Genomic DNA, 15,998 nt, shown 5'->3' with positions numbered 1-15,998 from the left:
CGAACTCTGTGGAGCTAAGGGGAATCGAACCCCTGACCTACTCGATGCGAACGAGTCGCGCTACCAACTGCGCCATAGCCCCTTGACCGCTAGCAGGCTACCAGCCCGCGGCCGGCGCCCTGAAACCGAGACGCTATTGGCCCGATGCCCGCGGTAGATCGCCACGCCAGTCATACTCGCGCGCCGTGGCCGCGTACTCGAGGTGCTCGAACACCGGGTCCTCGTCGTCGATCTCCAGCACCGCGACGCCGGGTCGGCGCAGCCGCGAGGGCACCACTTCGAACGCCTCGGCGCCGACGCTCTCGCGCCGGGCACGCGGCCGGTCCGCCCGCCGCGCGCGCCGCGCCCGCACCTGTTGCTCGATGCGGGTCTGCCGACGCAGGTAGGCCAGGTAGAGCACCGTCGCACCGGCTGCACCGCCACAGAGCCACCATGCGGTCGGCGCCACCGTGAAGGCCGTGAGCGCCGACAACACCAGGATCACCGCCAGCGACATCAGCACCCGCTTGCGGAACTCGTATTTGCGGGCGCTGACGGCCGCGGCCGTGTTGCTGTCGTAGCGGCGCGGCCGCGCCGCTGCCGGCGCCGACGAATCGGCTTCGGCTTCCAAACCCGAGCTGTCCTCGACGTATTCGTACTCATAGCCGTCGGCCTCGGCCTCGGCCTCATCTTCGGCAAAGGCTTCCGGTTCGGCCTCCGCCTCGGCTTGGGCCTGCGCCTCCGCCTCGGCTTGGGCTTCCGCCTCCGCCTGCGCCTCGGCCTCCGCCTGAGCGCGAGCCGCTGCCTCCGCCGCTGCCTGAGCCCGCGCCTCGGCCTCGGCCTGGGCCCGCTCCTGCGCTTCGACTTCGGCGGCCAAGCCGGCTTCCGACAGCGGCAATTCAGCGGAATCGTCGGCGACGACCTCGACGTCCAACACGTCCAGGTCCAGTTCACCCTGCTCACCGGCCGCGGCGACGAATACCCGCGATCGCCGGCGGGGCGGCACGTCGTCGGCGACGTCATCGACGGCATCGACGTCGTCGAGTTCGGTGTCCGTGGCGCGTTGCTGCCAGTCTGGGTCGCTGCGGTGACCGGCGGCCGGGCCGCCGCGCTTGAGCAACCGTGCACTACTCCCGCTGGTCAGTACCCGGGTCGCCAACGCCACATCACTGGTGCGCCGCACGGCGTCTCGCTTGCTGACCAGCATCGGCACCAGCACGAACAGCCAGAGGACGACCAGTGAAAGCCAGAGCAATGATTGCGGGATGCTGGGCATGGTGGCCTGCTCCTTTCCCAGCCAAGGCTAGGTCTGTGACCCACACGACTCCGGACGGCGCGCCGAGCCAATTACACAGTTGTAATTTACTCGCTGACCTCGATAGTCACAACTATCACACGGGCAACACGGCGGACGAAATCACTCAGACCCACGACGCCCGGCCGGCCCGCACCAGTCCCGCGGTCACGGACCCGGCGACTTCCTCGACCGTTATCGCCACCAGTAGGTGGTCCCGCCACGCGCCGTCGACATCCAGATAACGCTGCAACAGGCCCTCTTCACGAAACCCGACCTTGGCCAATACCGCACGGCTGGCCGCATTCTCGGGCCGGACGGTCGCCTCCACCCGGTGCAGCCGGACCGGCCCGAAGCAGTGGTCGAGGCCGAGCGCCACCGCCCCGGTGGCCACTCCCCCGCCGGCCGCCGAACTGGACACCCAGTAGCCGATCCAGGCCGACCGCAACGCGCCGTGGGCGATGTTGCCGACCGTCAACTGGCCGCAGAACCGTCCGTCGAGTTCGATGACGAACGGCAGCATCCGCCCGTAGCGGGCTTCGGTGCGCAGGGTCGAACACACCGGCGGCCACGCGGCCGAACTGTGCCGGGTGCCCCAGTCCGCCTCGACACTGGGCTCCCACGGTTCCAGGTGGGATCGGTCGGCCAATCGGATCCGGCTCCAGGCCACTCCGTCGCGCATCCGCACCGGCCGCAGCCGGATCACCCCGGCCGGCACTCGCAGCGGTCCGAGCACCGTCGGCCAGCCGGGGTGCTGGACGGCCTTGAAAGGCCACAGGTTGACCAGCATGCGCCCTGACTCAACCCCGCTGAGCCAGGAAGGCGACGTCCACCATCTCCCCGCTGTCGATCTGCTCGACCTCCTCGGGAACCACTACCAGACAGTTCGCTTCGGCCAGGGTCGCCAGCAGATGCGACGAGGTGCCCCCGCCGCCCCCGAGCACCTGCACGAGGTACTCGTCGGTTTGCTCATCGCGCATCAGCTGACCCCGCAGATAGCCCTTGCGGCCGGGCATCGAACTGATCGGGCCCAGTGTCCGCGCCCGCACCATCCGGCGCATCGGCTCGCGTTTGCCCAGCGACAGCCTGATGAGCGGACGGATCATCACCTCGAATACCACCAGCGCGCTGACCGGGTTGGTCGGCAACAGAAACGTCGGGACCCCTTCCGGTCCCAGCTGGCCGAAACCCTGCACCGAACCGGGGTGCATCGCGATCCGGGAGACTTCGAGCTCGCCCAGGCCCGACAAGGCCGCGCGCACCGCGTCGGCCGCGGCACCGCCGACCCCGCCGGCGATCACCACCACCTCGGCCCGGTTGAGCTGGCCCTCGACCACCTCGCGAAGCTTGGTGGGTTCGCTGCTCACGATCCCGACGCGGTTGACCTCCGCCCCGGCATCCCGGCCGGCCGCCGCCAGCGCATAAGAGTCCACGTCGTAGACCTGCCCGTTGCCGGGGGTGCGGTTCACGTCGACCAGCTCGCCGCCCACCGCCAGCACCGACAGTCGCGGGCGCGGATGAACCAACACCCGGTCACGGCCGACGGCGGCCAGCAGACCCACCTGAGCTGCGCCGACGACCGTGCCGGCGCGGACGGCGACATCGCCGGGCTGCACGTCGTCGCCGACGCGGCGCACATAGTCGCCGGGACGCACGGCTCGCAGCACCCGCACCCGGGAGTTGCCACCGTCGGTCCACCGCAGCGGCAGCACCGCATCGGCGAGGGTGGGCATCGGCGCCCCGGTCTGAATCCGGGTCGCCAGCTTGGGCTGCAGCCGAGTCGGGGTGCGCGCCCCGGCCTCGATGGTGCCCAGCACCGGAAGCGTGATGGGAGCATCAGAAACATCGCCGCGCTCATCGGAGCTGTCGCCGATCGCGTCGGCGCCGAGTACGTCGACGCTGCGCACCGCGTAGCCGTCGATCGCGGCCTGGTCGAAGGCCGGCATGGGCCGCTCGGCGACCACCTCTTCAGCGCACATCAGGCCCTGCGCCTCGGCGATCGCCACCCGGACCGGGCGGGGCGCCACCGCGGCAGCCGACACCCGAGCCTGTTGCTCCTCAACCGAACGCACGGTGCGCCTTTCTCAAAACCTCGGTCCGATTCGGGCTGACGGTCCCCTCAGTTCTCCGCCAAGCCCAACCGCGCCACCAACCACCGGCGCAGGTCCGGACCGTAGTCATCACGATCCAGGGCAAAGTCAACCGCAGCTTTGAGGTAGCCGCCCGGATTTCCCAGGTCGTGTCGCGAGCCGCGGTGAACCACGACATGGACGGGGTGGCCCTCGGCGATCATCAGCGCGATGGCGTCGGTGAGTTGCACCTCCCCGCCGGCGCCGCGGTCGATGCGCCGCAACGCGTCGAACACCGCACGGTCCAGCACGTAGCGGCCCGCGGCGGCATACATCGATGGCGCGTCGGCTGCCTTGGGCTTCTCCACCATGCCCTTGACCCGCAACACGTCGGGATTGTCACCGTCGGGAACGGGCTCGACGTCAAAAACGCCGTAGGCGCTGACCTCGTCGGGGCTGACCTCGATCGCGCATAGCACGGTGCCGCCCCGGAGGCCCCGCACCTTCGACATCGTCTCCAACACCCCGGTGGGCAGTACCAGGTCGTCGGGGAGCAGGACGGCGACCGCATCCTCGTCGGCGGACAACGTGGGCTCGACACAGCTGATGGCGTGCCCCAGCCCCAGCGGCTCGGCCTGCACCACCGACTCCACCTTGATCAGTTGCGGGGCGCGGCGCACCTTGGCCAGCATCGCCTTCTTGCCGCGCGCCTCCAGCGTGCCTTCCAGCACCAGGTCTTCGACGAAGTGCGCGACCACCCCGTCCTTGCCCTCCGAGGTGATGATCACCAGTCGCTCGGCGCCTGCCTCGGCCGCCTCGGCGGCCACCAACTCGATCCCCGGGGTGTCGACGACGGGCAGCAACTCCTTGGGCACCGTCTTGGTGGCGGGCAGAAAACGGGTACCCAAACCGGCCGCCGGCACAATGGCGGTACGCGGAATGGAAGCGTTCGGCGTGGGCATTGTTCACACGATAACCGCAATCAACTCCAGTTCCGCCGCTGGCGGTGGGCGAGCCGGGACTGACAGGCTGAAGGCGTGACCGACAACGCGGCGGTGACCGCCAAGTCCGCCCTGCGCGCGCGCCTGCTCGCGGCACGACGCGCGGTACCTCCCGACGTACACGACGCCGAGGCCCGCGCGCTGGCCGGCCACCTGGAGCAGCTCGCCGGCGGCGCCCACACGGTCTGCGCCTACATGCCGGTGGGCAGCGAACCCGGCTCCACCGCCATGCTCGACCGCTTGACGCGGCGCGGCATCCGGGTGCTGCTGCCGGTGGTGCGCACCGAAGACGACGGCACACCGCTGGCGCTGATGTGGGGCGAGTACCGGCCCGAAAACCTCGTCCCCGGGCCGTTCGGCCTGCTCGAACCGACGCCGCCCTGGCTACCGGCCGAAGTGCTGGCCGAGGCGGATCTGATCGTCGTCCCGGCGCTGGCCATCGACCGCCGGGGCGCGCGGTTGGGCCGCGGCGCCGGTTTCTACGATCGCTCCCTGCTACTGCGCCGGCCGCAGATACCGCTGGTAGCGGTGGTGCGCGACACCGAACTACTCGACGAATTGCCGGCCGAGCCGCACGACGTGTCGATGACCCACGCGCTGACCCCGGGGCTCGGTGTGGTGGCTCTGGCGTGATCCCGACGGCCCGTCGCAGCCCGGAATGCGCAAGGCCGAATAGCGGTTCTAGCACTTAGCACGGTAGAGTGCTAACCCGATTGTTCGATCCACGGAGGTTCGCGTGCCCACCTACAGCTACGCCTGCACCGAGTGCAGCAACCGCTTCGACGTGGTCCAGGCCTTTACCGACGACGCGCTGACCACCTGCGAGGAGTGCAGCGGTCGCCTCCGCAAGATCTTCGGCAAGGTCGGCGTGGTGTTCAAGGGCAGCGGCTTCTACCGCACCGACAGCCGCGATGCGGGCAAGTCGTCCAACGGCAGCAGCTCCGCCAAGGCTGGAGCCGCTGGCGCCTCGAGCGACTCCGGCAGCTCGGGCGAGGGGGCCACCAAGTCCGCCGACAAGTCCTCCGGCGACAGCGGTACCAAATCGGCCGACAAGCCGAAGGCAAGCACCGCTTCCACCGCTGCCGCCGCCTCCGCTTAACCAGTTATCCACAGGCCGGGCCCCGCGGCGAGCGTCCCCGGCGGTCCGGCCGTTTAGCGTGACCGTCATGGGCGAGTCGCTCAACCCGACCTTGGTCAGCCGGGTCTCTTCGCTGCTGCGCCCGGATTGGGCCCGCACCATGCTGGCGCGGCGGGTGGTTGCCGGCGCACTGGTGGTGTTGGCCGGTGTCGCAACGATCCGCTCCGACCCGCAGAGCGACCGGGTCGACGTCGTGGTGGCCAGTCGCGACATCGCTCCCGGCACGCCCTTGACCGCCGAGGACGTCTCGCTCGAATCCCGCTCGGCCCGAACGGTTCCCGACGGCGTCGCCACCGACGTGTCATCGGTGCTGCACACCACCCTGGCCGGGCCGGCGCGTCGCGGCGAACTACTCACCGACGTCCGTCTACTGGGCAGCCGCCTCACCGAAGCGGCCGCCGGGCGAGACGCCCGTATCGTCGGTGTACACCCGGCTGACGCCGCGTTGACCGATCTGGTGCGCACCGGCGATGTCGTCGACATCGTGACGGCCGATGACGCCTCAGATCCCCCTGGCGCACCCAAGGTGCTCGCGACCGGCGGGATCGTAGTGCTGGTGTCGGACAAGCAGAATCATGACGATCGGGTGGTACTCGTGGCGTTACCGGCCACCGCCGCGGTGGCGGTGGCCGGTGCCACGCTGGCTCAGGCCGTGACCCTCACCCTGCGCTGAACCGCCTCAGGCCGCGGCAGGCTGCGGGCTGGCGCAGAACTTGCACTTGGTCGCTTCGGGGTCGATCTCCGACTTGCACTCCGGGCAGGTCTTGGTGGGCGCCGGGTCACCGAACACCGTCTTACCGCGCCGCTTCTGAATGTGCTTGTAGGGCAACACGATGAAGAAGTAGATGGTGGCCATGAACACGATGAAGTAGATGATCGCGGAAATGAACGCGCCGAGGTCGATGAAGGTCGCGGCGTTGCCTTCCTCACCGAGCTGATAGCCCAGGCCCAGGCCGGAGGCATCCGGTTGCATGGCCGAGACCAGCGGGTTGATCACGCTGTCGGTGAAGGCTTCGACCAGGTTGGAAAACGCCAGCGCCACCACCAGACCGATGGCCACGGTGATGACGTCGTCACGCATCAGGAAATTCTTGAATCCCTTGAGCACCGCAATCCCCTTCTGTACGAGTCCACTGTCAAGCGGCGCCACACCGCCTACGGCGAACCGTAATATCGGTCGCCGGGCCCGTAAGGGAAATTGGACGAAGTCGAATCTCAACCGTGATGCGGCGGCACGTTGTCACGCAGCCACCGCTCGCGCTCCTCGGCCTCCCGCGCGTCATCCGGATCGCGCTCGTCGGAGGACTCCTGGTGCTCGTCGGGGCCAGGCATGGCCGTTATATCTCGAGGCTGGACAGTTGGCCGATGATCACGGCTGCCAGCGGGTTCAGCGTCGCCATCCCGTCGCGAACGGCGGCCCGAGAACCTGCCAGGTTCACCACCAGGGTGCTTCCCGAGACTCCGGCCAGGCCACGTGACAACCCGGCGTCGGGTATGCCGGCAGCCAACGCGGACGCACGCAGCGCCTCGGCGATCCCGAGGATTTCGCGGTCCAGGATCTCGCGAGTGGCTTCGGGTGTGACGTCACGCGGGGTGACCCCGGTGCCACCGACCGATACGACCAGGTCGACCCCGCCGATCACCGCCGTGTTCAGCGCGTTGCGGATCTCCACCTCGTCGGCGGAGACGGCGACCACACCATCGACCATGAACCCGCCCTCGGCCAACAGCTCGGTGACCAACGGACCGCTGTGGTCCTCATCGCCGTGCGCGGTCCGGTCGTCGACCACGACAACGAGCGCACGCCCTGCCAGTTCTGGCGTCTGTTCCATGGGTGCAACCGTATATCGCCGAATCCCGGCGGTTCAGCGAGGCTCGACGAAGGAAGCCGAAGCTGGGACCGCCGGACTCTCCAGTCCGTCACTGCTGGGCTTTACCGAGGGTGACCTGCACGGTCTTGGATGCCCCGCCGGCATCCAGATAGGTCAGCGTCACCTGGTCACCGGGGGCCTTGGAACGCACGGCGGCGACCAGGGCGTCGGCGCTGCCGATCGGGCGCTTGTCGAACGCCGTCACCGTCACGCCTTCCGGCAGACCGGCTTTCGACGCCGGCTCACCGGGCACCACCTCGACCACCTTGGCGCCGTGCAGGCTGCGCTCGCTGGTGACCCGGACCCCCAGCGAGGCGTGCGACGCCGTGTGATCGGGCGAGTTGATCAGTTCGTCGGCGATCCGTTTGGCCTGGTCCACCGGGATCGCGAAGCCCAGGCCGATGGACCCGCTCTGGGCTTCGGCGGCGTCCCCGCCCATCGTCGCGATGGCGGAGTTGATGCCGACCAGGTCGCCGTTCATGTTGACCAGCGCGCCGCCCGAGTTGCCCGGGTTGATGGCGGCATCAGTCTGGATCGCGTCGAGCACGGTGTTCTGGTTGCCCGCCTCACCGCTGGTGGACACGGGCCGGTTGAGGGCGCTGACGATCCCGGTCGTCACGGTGCCCTCCAGGCCGAGCGGCGACCCGACCGCCACCACGTGCTGACCCACCCGCAGGTCCGCCGAGGAACCGAGCGTGATCGGGGTCAGGTCGGAGACGCCCTGCACCCGCACCACCGCGATGTCGCTGGCCGGATCCGTCCCGACCACGCTGAACGGCGCGGTGCGGCCGTCGGCGAACGTCACGGTGGTCTTCGGCGGCGCCTTGGACATCGCGTCCGCCTTGGCCGCGGCGGCCACCACGTGGTTGTTCGTCAGGATCATCCCGTCTGCCGACAAGATGATGCCCGAGCCCTCCTCGGACTGACGTCCCAGATCGGTCTCCAGCATGACGACGCTGGGCACCACTTTGGCCGCGACCTTCTCCACTGAGCCGTCCGGCAGGGTCACCGCCGCGGGCAGGCCCGGCGACTGCAAGCTCGTCGTGTGGCCGCCGCCGGCCACCGGCTTGTGATCGGAGTGCAGCGCCGACCCCACCACGCCTCCCGTCACGCCCGACACCACAGCGATGGCCGCCGCGCCGAGCACCAGCGCGCCGGCGCGGGGGCGCTTCGGGGGCACGCCCGAACCTGGGACCGGCGGCCGACCGTAGGCGTTGCCGTAGGCGGAGCGGTACTGCTGTTGAGCCTGCTGCTGGGCCTGCGGATGGGCATAGCGCCAGTCGTACGACTGGGAGTACGGGCCCTGCGCGCCCCCGGCGGGGTATCCGGCCCGACCATGTTGCTCCGCACCCGGCGCACCGGTCGGGTGGGACCGTTCCGGCTGCTGGTGCGACGGCGGGTACCCGGGGTAGTTCGTCATGTCTGTTGCCTACTCCTAAAGAAGCGAAGTTGCCTCACCACCATGCCTACGTGGACTGAGAAGCGCCTGTGACCGCCGGGGTCGGCCGCTCACCGGCGGAGGTGGCTCCGCCCGGCAGCACCATCCGGATCGATGTCCCGGGCGACTCAGCTCCGGGATGGGTGTCCTCGATCGTGATCGCCCCACCGTGCTTGAGCACCACCTGTTTGACGATCGCCAGCCCCAGTCCGGACCCCGGCATCGCACGCGCCTGGTCCGACCGGAAGAAGCGTTCGAAGACCAATTCCCGCTCGCTCTCCGGGATTCCGGGCCCCTGGTCGGAGACCACCATCTCGACGTGCGTCGGGTCGAGCTGGCGCATCCGCAGACCGACGACGCCGCCGGACGGGCTCCACTTGGCGGCGTTGTCGAGCATGTTGAGCACCGCCCGCGACAGGCCCGCGGCGTCGCCGTACACGTGCCACGGAACCACCTGGATGTCGAACTCGATGTCGTTACGGCGCCGTCTCACCCGCTCCATGCTGCGGTCGACGACCTCGGTGATATCGACCTGTTCGAACGCCGCCTCGCGCCGGTCATCGCGGGTCAGATCCACCAAATCGCCTACCAGCGTGGACAATTCCTCGATCTGACCGATCGCGTCGGCGCGCAGATCCGCCATCTCCTCCTCCGGCAGCTGGGGTGCGCCCGGCGCCGCAGAGGCCATCAGCAGTTCGACGTTGGTGCGCAACGACGTCAGCGGGGTCTTGAGTTCGTGACCGGCGTCGGCGACCAGCCGCGCCTGTCGTTCGCGCGATTCGGCCAGCGCGCGCAGCATCGCGTTGAAAGCCTCGGTGAGCCGGGCCAATTCGTCGCTGCCGTAGACCGGGATGGGCCGCAGATCATCGGTGCGCGCGACCCGTTCGGCCGCCTCGGTCAGCCGGCCGACCGGCCGCAGGCCGGTCCGGGTGACCATCCCGCCGGCGATGGCGGCCACCACCACGCCGACCCCGCCGACGACCAGCAACACCCAGCGCAGCTTCATGGTCACCGCCCGGGTGGGCGCCAGGCTCTTGGAGATCAACAGCGTGCTGCCGTTGGGCAGGTGCACCGCCAGCACCCGCTGGCCGGCCGCGGTGCGGCGCGATAGGAACAGTTCGCCACGGATGACGGCCTTCTCCTGCTGCCCGACCGGCAGCCGCTGGCCGGGCTGATTGGCGGTGTAGATCGACCGGCCGGGATTGACCAGCATGGCGTTGACGTCGGAGTAGGCGGTGCCCTCGATCGCCTTGCGCGGATCGGCGGCCAGCGAACCGCTGGCGATCAACATCTCGGTGCGACTCTGCAGTTGATTGTCGATGTCGTTGTAGAGCGCCGCCGAGATCACCGCGTAGACGGCGACCGCCATCAACACCACCACCAGCGCCACCATCGACATCGCCAGCAGCATCACCCGCCAGCGCAGCGACAGGGATGTGCTCTGCGCCGAAGCGCCGTCCTGCCGCCGGTGGAAAAACTGCATCAGGGTGGTGTCTCGCGAAGCACGTAACCCACCCCGCGCACGGTGTAGATCAGCCGCGGCTCCCCTTCGGCTTCAGTCTTACGACGCAGGTACCCGATGTAGACCTCCAGCGCATTGCCCGAGGTGGGGAAGTCGAAGCCCCACACCTCCTCGAGAATGCGGCTGCGGGTGAGCACGCGGCGCGGATTGGCGATCAACATCTCCAACAACGCGAATTCGGTCCGGGTGAGGCTGATCTGCCGGTCACCGCGGGTGACCTCGCGGGTCACCGGGTCCAGCGTCAGGTCCTCGAACGACATCGCCACCGATTCGGACAGGTCCTCGGCGGTGGTGCGACGCAGCAACGCCCGCATCCGCGCCAGCAGTTCCTCCAGGGCAAACGGCTTCGGCAGGTAGTCGTCGGCGCCGGCGTCCAGCCCGGCCACCCGCTCGGAAACCGAGTCGCGGGCGGTCAACACCAGAATCGGCAGGTCGTCACCGGTGCTGCGCAGTTGACGGCAGACCTCCAGGCCGTCCAGCCGCGGCATCATGACGTCCAGGATCATCGCATCGGGCCGTTCGTTGCTGATCGCCTCAAGTGCCTCGACGCCGTCGGTGGCCAACGAGACGGAATAACCATTGAACGACAGGGACCTGCGCAGCGACTCACGCACCGCGCGGTCATCATCAACAACCAGTACCCGGGTAGCCATGTGTGCTATCCAATCATCGAAGGGCGAGCTGGAGCGTCAGGCGCCGGTCGTGTCGGAGCCCTATTAGCGGCGGTCGAGATCAATGAGGCCCAGTCGAGCGGCCTTGAGAAGTCGGCGCGGCACCTTGTGCGCGCGGCCGGCGACCGACACGTTGACCAGGCCGGTTGCCTCGGCCTTCCACTGCGCGCGGCGGGAACGGGTGTTCGCGCGCGACATCCTGCGCTTCGGCACGGCCATGGTCGAGCATCTCCTCAAAAATTGTGCGGGTTGCCGCCAGATACCAGGCAGATACCGATAGCGGGACTTCTGCAAAAGAATAGCGCCTAATCTGTGTCGGCTCCAAAATGGCACAGCCGGCGGTTCAGCGAGGCTCGACGGAGGAGAGGCGAAACTGGGACCGCCGCATCGGGCCGGCGGTTCAGCGAGGCTCGACGGAGGAGAGGCGAAACTGGGACCGCCGCACGGCGCCGGCTACCACCACCGGGACGCCCGCCTTGACGCGACACCAGCGGTACCGGCTAACCTACCGGTTGGTTGAGTGATGGGATTGCGCATGACAGCAGCGGTTCGAATCGGTAACTGCTCAGGCTTCTACGGCGACCGGCACGCGGCGATGCACGAAATGCTCACCGGGGGCGACCTGGACTACCTCACCGGCGACTACCTGGCCGAGCTGACCATGCTGATCCTGGGGCGCGATCGGCTGAAGCATCCGGAACGCGGGTACGCCAAGACCTTCCTGACCCAACTCGAACAATGCCTCGGACTTGCCCGTGACCAGGGCGTTCGCATCGTGGCCAACGCCGGCGGGCTCAATCCGGCCGGCCTGGCCGACGCGGTGCGGGAACTGGCCGACCGGCTCGGCATCCCGGTGCGGGTGGCCCACGTCGAAGGCGACGACCTGCTCCCCCGCGCCACCGAGCTCGGGCTGGGCACTCCGCTGACCGCCAACGCCTACCTGGGCGGCTGGGGCATCGCCGAGTGCTTGGCCGGCGGAGCGGACGTGGTGATCACCGGGCGGGTCACCGACGCCTCGTTGACCGTCGGACCCGCCGCCGCGCACTTCGGCTGGGCCCGCACCGACTATGACCGGCTCGCCGGCGCGGTGGTGGCCGGTCACGTCACCGAATGCGGCATCCAGGCCAGCGGCGGCAACTACGCCTTCTTCACCGAGATTCCCACCGAGCAGCTGCTGCATCCCGGTTTCCCGCTCGCCGAGATCCACGCCGACGGATCATCGGTGATCACCAAGCATCCCGGCACCGGCGGGCTGGTCAGCGTCGACACCGTCACCGCGCAGCTGCTCTACGAGGTCACCGGGGCCCGCTACGCCAACCCCGACGTCACCGCCCGGATCGACAGCATCGAGCTGTCACCCGACGGCCCGGACCGGGTCCGCATCTCCGGCGTGACCGGCGAGCCGCCTCCGCCCACCTGCAAGGTGTCGCTCAACAGCATCGGCGGGTTCCGCAACTCCACCACCTTCGTACTGACCGGCCTGGACATCGAGGCCAAGGCCGAACTGGTCCGCACCCAGCTGGAGGCGGCGCTGCGGGTGCGTCCGGCCGAGCTGCAATGGACATTGGCCCGCACCGACCATCCCGACGCCGACACCGAGGAGACCGCCAGCGCGCTGCTGCACTGCGTGGTGCGCGACCCCGACCCGGCCAACGTGGGCCGCAAGTTCTCCGCGGCCGGCGTCGAGCTCGCGCTGGCCAGCTACCCGGGGTTCTGCGTCACCGCCCCGCCCGGTGACGGCCAGGTCTACGGGGTGTTCACCCCCGGCTACGTCGACGCCACCGCGGTGCCCCATGTCGCGGTACACGCCGACGGCACCCGGGTCGACATCCCGGCCGCGTCGGAAACACTCGAGCTGGCGCCCGCCGCCGAGCCGGCGCTGCCCGAGCCGTTGCCGGCCGGGCCGACGCGGCGCGCGCCGCTGGGACAGATCGCCGGCGCCCGCAGCGGCGACAAGGGCGGCTCCGCCAATGTCGGGGTCTGGGTGCGCACCGACGAGCAGTGGCGCTGGCTGGCGCACACGCTGACCACCGAGATGTTGCAGAAGCTGCTGCCCGAGACCGGCCAATTGCCGGTCACCCGGCATCTGCTGCCCAAGTTGCGCGCGGTGAACTTCGTCATCGAGGGCATCCTCGGCCAAGGCGTGGCCTACCAGGCCCGATTCGACCCGCAGGCCAAGGGGCTGGGCGAATGGCTGCGCAGCCGTCACCTCGAGATACCCGAACAGCTGCTGTCAGAAAGGGCACCGTGAGTATCTGGACCAGTACCGAGCGCCAAGCGCTGCGCAAGACCGTGCGCGGTTTCGTCGAACGCGAGATCTCCCCGCACATCGACGAGTGGGAACGCAGCGGCGAACTACCGCGCGAACTGCACCGCAAGGCCGCCGAGGTCGGCTTGCTGGGTGCGGGCTTCCCCGAGGAGGTCGGCGGCAGCGGCGGGGACGGCGCCGACGCGGTAATCGTCTGCGAGGAGATGCACCAGGCGGGAGCACCAGGCGGCGTGTTCGCCTCCCTGTTCACCTGCGGTATCGCGGTGCCGCACATGATCGCCTCGGGCGACACGCGGCTGATCGAGGAGTTCGTGCGCCCCACCTTGGCCGGGGAGAAGATCGGGTCGCTGGCCATCACCGAGCCCGGCGGCGGCTCGGATGTCGGGCACCTGCGCACCACCGCGCGCCTGGACGGCGATCACTACGTGGTCAACGGCTCCAAGACCTTCATCACCTCCGCGGTCCGCGCCGACTACGTCGTCACCGCGGTGCGCACCGGCGGCCCCGGCGCGGCCGGGGTGTCGCTGCTGGTGGTCGAGAAGGGCACGCCGGGGTTTGAGGTGAGTCGCAAGCTGGAGAAGATGGGCTGGCGATCCTCGGACACCGCCGAGCTGTCCTACGTCGACGCCCGGGTGCCGGTGGCCAACCTGGTCGGCGTCGAGAACACCGGATTCGCCCAGATCGCCGCCGCGTTCGTCTCCGAACGGGTCGGGCTGGCCGCGCAGGCGTACGCCAGCGCACAGCGCTGCCTGGACCTGACCCTGGCGTGGTGCCGGGACCGGGAGACCTTCGGCCGGCCGCTGATCTCGCGGCAGGCGGTGCAGAACACCCTCGCGGAGATGGCCCGCCGGATCGACGTCGCCCGGGTCTACACCCGCCACGTCGTCGAGCGCCAACTGGCCGGGGAATTCAACCTCATCGCCGAGGTGTGTTTCGCCAAGAACACCGCGGTGGAGGCCGGTGAGTGGGTGGCCCACCAGGCGGTGCAGCTGTTCGGGGGCATGGGTTATATGGCCGAGTCCGAGGTGGAGCGTCAGTATCGAGACATGCGCATCATCGGCATCGGCGGTGGAACCACCGAGATCCTGACCTCACTGGCCGCCAAAACGCTTGGATACCAATCGTGACCACCATCAAGTCCACCCTTGACCCCTCCTCCCCCGCCTACACCGAAGCGGCGGCGGCGCTGACCGACAAGCTCGCCGAGATCGATGCCGAGCACGCCAAGGCACTCGCCGGCGGCGGACCGAAGTACGTCGAACGGCACCACGCCCGGGGCAAGCTGACCGCCCGGGAGCGCATCGAGCTGCTCATCGACGCCGACTCGCCCTTCCTCGAGCTGTGCCCGCTGGCCGCCTGGGGCAGCGACTTCCAGGTCGGTGCCAGCGTGGTCACCGGAATCGGTGCGGTCAGCGGCGTCGAGTGCATGATCATCGCCAACGACCCGACGGTCAAAGGCGGTACGTCGAATCCGTGGACGCTGCGAAAGATTCTGCGGGCCAACCAGATCGCCTTCGAGAACCGGCTTCCGCTGATCTCCCTGGTGGAATCCGGCGGGGCGGACCTGCCCACCCAGAAGGAAGTCTTCATCCCCGGCGGTCAGATGTTCCGCGACCTGACCCGGCTGTCGGCCGCCGGCATCCCGACCATCGCGCTGGTGTTCGGCAACTCCACCGCCGGCGGGGCCTATGTGCCCGGCATGTCCGACCACGTGGTGATGATCCGGGAACGCTCGAAAGTGTTCCTGGCCGGCCCGCCGCTGGTGAAGATGGCCACCGGCGAGGAGTCCGACGACGAATCACTCGGTGGCGCCGAGATGCACTCCCGCACGTCCGGCCTCGGCGACTACTTCGCCAACGACGAGCTCGACGCACTGCGCATCGGCCGCCGGATCGTGGCCCGGCTGAATTGGGTCAAGCAGGGTCCGGAGCCGGCTGCGGTCGTCGAGCCGAAGTACGACGCCGACGAGCTGATCGGCATCGTGCCGGCCGATCTGCGCATCCCGTTCGATCCGCGGGAGGTGATCGCCCGCATCGTCGACGGCTCGGACTTCGACGAGTTCAAGGCCATGTACGGCTCGTCGCTCATCACCGGCTGGGCCCGGCTGCACGGGTATCCGATCGGCATCCTGGCCAACGCGCGCGGGGTGCTGTTCAGCGAGGAATCCCAGAAGGCGACCCAGTTCATCCAGCTGGCCAACCGGTCTGACACCCCACTGTTGTTCCTGCACAACACCACCGGGTACATGGTCGGCAAGGCCTATGAAGAGGGCGGCATGATCAAGCACGGCTCGATGATGATCAACGCCGTGTCGAACTCGACGGTGCCGCACATCTCGCTGCTGATCGGGGCCTCCTACGGCGCCGGGCATTACGGCATGTGCGGGCGGGCCTACGATCCGCGGTTCCTGTTCGCCTGGCCGAGCTCCAAAGCCGCGGTGATGGGCGGCACGCAGCTGGCCGGGGTCATCTCGATCGTGAGCCGCGCCGCTGCCGAGGCCCGCGGCCAGCAGGTGGACGAGGCGGCCGATGCCGCGCTGCGGGCCGCGATCGAAGCCCAGATCGAGGCGGAGTCGCTGCCGATGTTCCTGTCCGGCCGGCTCTACGACGACGGGGTGATCGACCCGCGCGACACCCGCACCGTGCTGGGAATGTGTTTGTCCGCCATTGCCAATGGCCCGGTCGAGGGGACGTCGAACTTCGGCGTCTTCCGGATGTGAGCGCGATGAGCGCTTGCGCGAAGAGCA

The 15,998-nt window shown here is 69.0% G+C and carries 16 protein-coding genes and 1 tRNA gene; 6 read left to right on the top strand and 11 right to left on the bottom strand.

Annotation, left to right across the window (positions count from 1 at the left end; translation table 11 throughout):
- Window positions 1-9 precede the first annotated feature (9 nt).
- From BST10_RS15305 to BST10_RS15285, 5 genes are all read right to left on the bottom strand, one after another.
- Window positions 10-82 (bottom strand) — tRNA-Ala (locus BST10_RS15305).
- Window positions 83-133: 51 nt separating this feature from the next.
- Window positions 134-1,255, bottom strand: a complete 1,122-nt coding sequence (sepX, locus tag BST10_RS15300) for a divisome protein SepX/GlpR (RefSeq protein WP_083038738.1) — start codon at window positions 1,253-1,255, stop codon at window positions 134-136.
- Window positions 1,256-1,400: 145 nt separating this feature from the next.
- Window positions 1,401-2,063: a GNAT family N-acetyltransferase gene (locus tag BST10_RS15295; RefSeq protein ID WP_013827885.1), complete on the bottom strand. Its 663-nt coding sequence runs from the start codon at window positions 2,061-2,063 to the stop codon at window positions 1,401-1,403.
- A 10-nt stretch (window positions 2,064-2,073) separates the two neighbouring features.
- Window positions 2,074-3,345 (bottom strand): molybdotransferase-like divisome protein Glp, encoded by a 1,272-nt coding sequence (gene glp, locus BST10_RS15290; protein WP_083038736.1) that lies wholly within the window; start codon window positions 3,343-3,345, stop codon window positions 2,074-2,076.
- 47 nt (window positions 3,346-3,392) lie between these two features.
- Complete coding sequence (locus BST10_RS15285; protein ID WP_041317256.1) at window positions 3,393-4,304, bottom strand: UTP--glucose-1-phosphate uridylyltransferase; 912 nt, start codon at window positions 4,302-4,304, stop codon at window positions 3,393-3,395.
- 75 nt (window positions 4,305-4,379) lie between these two features.
- Between BST10_RS15285 and BST10_RS15280 the strand changes: the two genes are divergently transcribed.
- The 3 genes from BST10_RS15280 (at window position 4,380) to BST10_RS15270 (ending at window position 6,154) form a co-directional block, all read left to right on the top strand.
- A complete protein-coding gene (locus BST10_RS15280; RefSeq protein WP_083038734.1) occupies window positions 4,380-4,976 on the top strand; it encodes a 5-formyltetrahydrofolate cyclo-ligase in 597 nt (198 codons plus the stop codon).
- Window positions 4,977-5,079: 103 nt separating this feature from the next.
- On the top strand, window positions 5,080-5,442 hold the full coding sequence (locus BST10_RS15275; RefSeq protein ID WP_013827881.1) for an FmdB family zinc ribbon protein: 363 nt from the start codon (window positions 5,080-5,082) through the stop codon (window positions 5,440-5,442).
- Window positions 5,443-5,509: 67 nt separating this feature from the next.
- Entirely contained in the window at window positions 5,510-6,154 is a 645-nt protein-coding gene (locus BST10_RS15270; protein WP_083038732.1) for an SAF domain-containing protein, read from the top strand.
- Between the two features lie 6 nt (window positions 6,155-6,160).
- Here the strand turns inward: BST10_RS15270 and BST10_RS15265 are convergent, their stop codons facing one another.
- From BST10_RS15265 to rpmF, 6 genes are all read right to left on the bottom strand, one after another.
- Complete coding sequence (locus BST10_RS15265) at window positions 6,161-6,589, bottom strand: large conductance mechanosensitive channel protein MscL (protein ID WP_083038806.1); 429 nt, start codon at window positions 6,587-6,589, stop codon at window positions 6,161-6,163.
- A gap of 229 nt (window positions 6,590-6,818) precedes the next feature.
- Window positions 6,819-7,313, bottom strand: coding sequence for a MogA/MoaB family molybdenum cofactor biosynthesis protein (locus tag BST10_RS15260; protein WP_041317250.1), 495 nt, complete (start codon window positions 7,311-7,313; stop codon window positions 6,819-6,821).
- An 88-nt stretch (window positions 7,314-7,401) separates the two neighbouring features.
- Complete coding sequence (locus BST10_RS15255) at window positions 7,402-8,772, bottom strand: S1C family serine protease (RefSeq protein ID WP_083038730.1); 1,371 nt, start codon at window positions 8,770-8,772, stop codon at window positions 7,402-7,404.
- A 46-nt stretch (window positions 8,773-8,818) separates the two neighbouring features.
- Window positions 8,819-10,273, bottom strand: a complete 1,455-nt coding sequence (locus BST10_RS15250) for a HAMP domain-containing sensor histidine kinase (RefSeq protein WP_083038728.1) — start codon at window positions 10,271-10,273, stop codon at window positions 8,819-8,821.
- Window positions 10,273-10,965 (bottom strand): response regulator transcription factor, encoded by a 693-nt coding sequence (locus BST10_RS15245; RefSeq protein WP_013827874.1) that lies wholly within the window; start codon window positions 10,963-10,965, stop codon window positions 10,273-10,275. Before BST10_RS15245 ends, BST10_RS15250 begins: the two co-directional genes overlap by 1 nt.
- A 63-nt stretch (window positions 10,966-11,028) precedes the next feature.
- Entirely contained in the window at window positions 11,029-11,202 is a 174-nt protein-coding gene (gene rpmF, locus BST10_RS15240) for a 50S ribosomal protein L32 (protein WP_013827873.1), read from the bottom strand.
- A gap of 316 nt (window positions 11,203-11,518) precedes the next feature.
- Here rpmF and BST10_RS15235 point away from each other — a divergent pair, with 316 nt between their 5' ends.
- The 3 genes from BST10_RS15235 to BST10_RS15225 are packed head-to-tail and all read left to right on the top strand — an operon-like array spanning window position 11,519 to window position 15,971.
- The gene (locus BST10_RS15235) at window positions 11,519-13,234 is read left to right on the top strand and encodes an acyclic terpene utilization AtuA family protein (protein ID WP_109559534.1); all 1,716 of its coding nucleotides are present in this window, start codon (window positions 11,519-11,521) and stop codon (window positions 13,232-13,234) included.
- On the top strand, window positions 13,231-14,379 hold the full coding sequence (locus BST10_RS15230) for an acyl-CoA dehydrogenase family protein (RefSeq protein ID WP_013827871.1): 1,149 nt from the start codon (window positions 13,231-13,233) through the stop codon (window positions 14,377-14,379). Before BST10_RS15235 ends, BST10_RS15230 begins: the two co-directional genes overlap by 4 nt.
- Window positions 14,376-15,971 (top strand): acyl-CoA carboxylase subunit beta, encoded by a 1,596-nt coding sequence (locus BST10_RS15225; protein WP_083038724.1) that lies wholly within the window; start codon window positions 14,376-14,378, stop codon window positions 15,969-15,971. The genes BST10_RS15230 and BST10_RS15225 overlap by 4 nt, the downstream gene beginning before the upstream one ends.
- Window positions 15,972-15,998 lie beyond the last annotated feature (27 nt).

This window comes from Mycolicibacter algericus DSM 45454 (assembly GCF_002086455.1).
Lineage (GTDB): Bacteria > Actinomycetota > Actinomycetes > Mycobacteriales > Mycobacteriaceae > Mycobacterium > Mycobacterium algericum.
Note: the sequence above shows the minus strand (reverse complement) of the source record. Positions and strands in the feature narration are given on the sequence as shown.

Bases quoted from the DNA above. Each gene is read 5' to 3' on its own strand.
- sepX (WP_083038738.1), bottom strand. From the start codon at position 1,255: ATGCCCAGCATCCCGCAATCATTGCTCTGGCTTTCACTGGTCGTCCTC.
- BST10_RS15295 (WP_013827885.1), bottom strand. From the start codon at position 2,063: ATGCTGGTCAACCTGTGGCCTTTCAAGGCCGTCCAGCACCCCGGCTGG.
- BST10_RS15285 (WP_041317256.1), bottom strand. From the start codon at position 4,304: ATGCCCACGCCGAACGCTTCCATTCCGCGTACCGCCATTGTGCCGGCG.
- BST10_RS15270 (WP_083038732.1), top strand. From the start codon at position 5,510: ATGGGCGAGTCGCTCAACCCGACCTTGGTCAGCCGGGTCTCTTCGCTG.
- BST10_RS15260 (WP_041317250.1), bottom strand. From the start codon at position 7,313: ATGGAACAGACGCCAGAACTGGCAGGGCGTGCGCTCGTTGTCGTGGTC.
- BST10_RS15255 (WP_083038730.1), bottom strand. From the start codon at position 8,772: ATGACGAACTACCCCGGGTACCCGCCGTCGCACCAGCAGCCGGAACGG.
- BST10_RS15250 (WP_083038728.1), bottom strand. From the start codon at position 10,273: ATGCAGTTTTTCCACCGGCGGCAGGACGGCGCTTCGGCGCAGAGCACA.
- BST10_RS15245 (WP_013827874.1), bottom strand. From the start codon at position 10,965: ATGGCTACCCGGGTACTGGTTGTTGATGATGACCGCGCGGTGCGTGAG.
- rpmF (WP_013827873.1), bottom strand. From the start codon at position 11,202: ATGGCCGTGCCGAAGCGCAGGATGTCGCGCGCGAACACCCGTTCCCGC.
- BST10_RS15235 (WP_109559534.1), top strand. From the start codon at position 11,519: ATGACAGCAGCGGTTCGAATCGGTAACTGCTCAGGCTTCTACGGCGAC.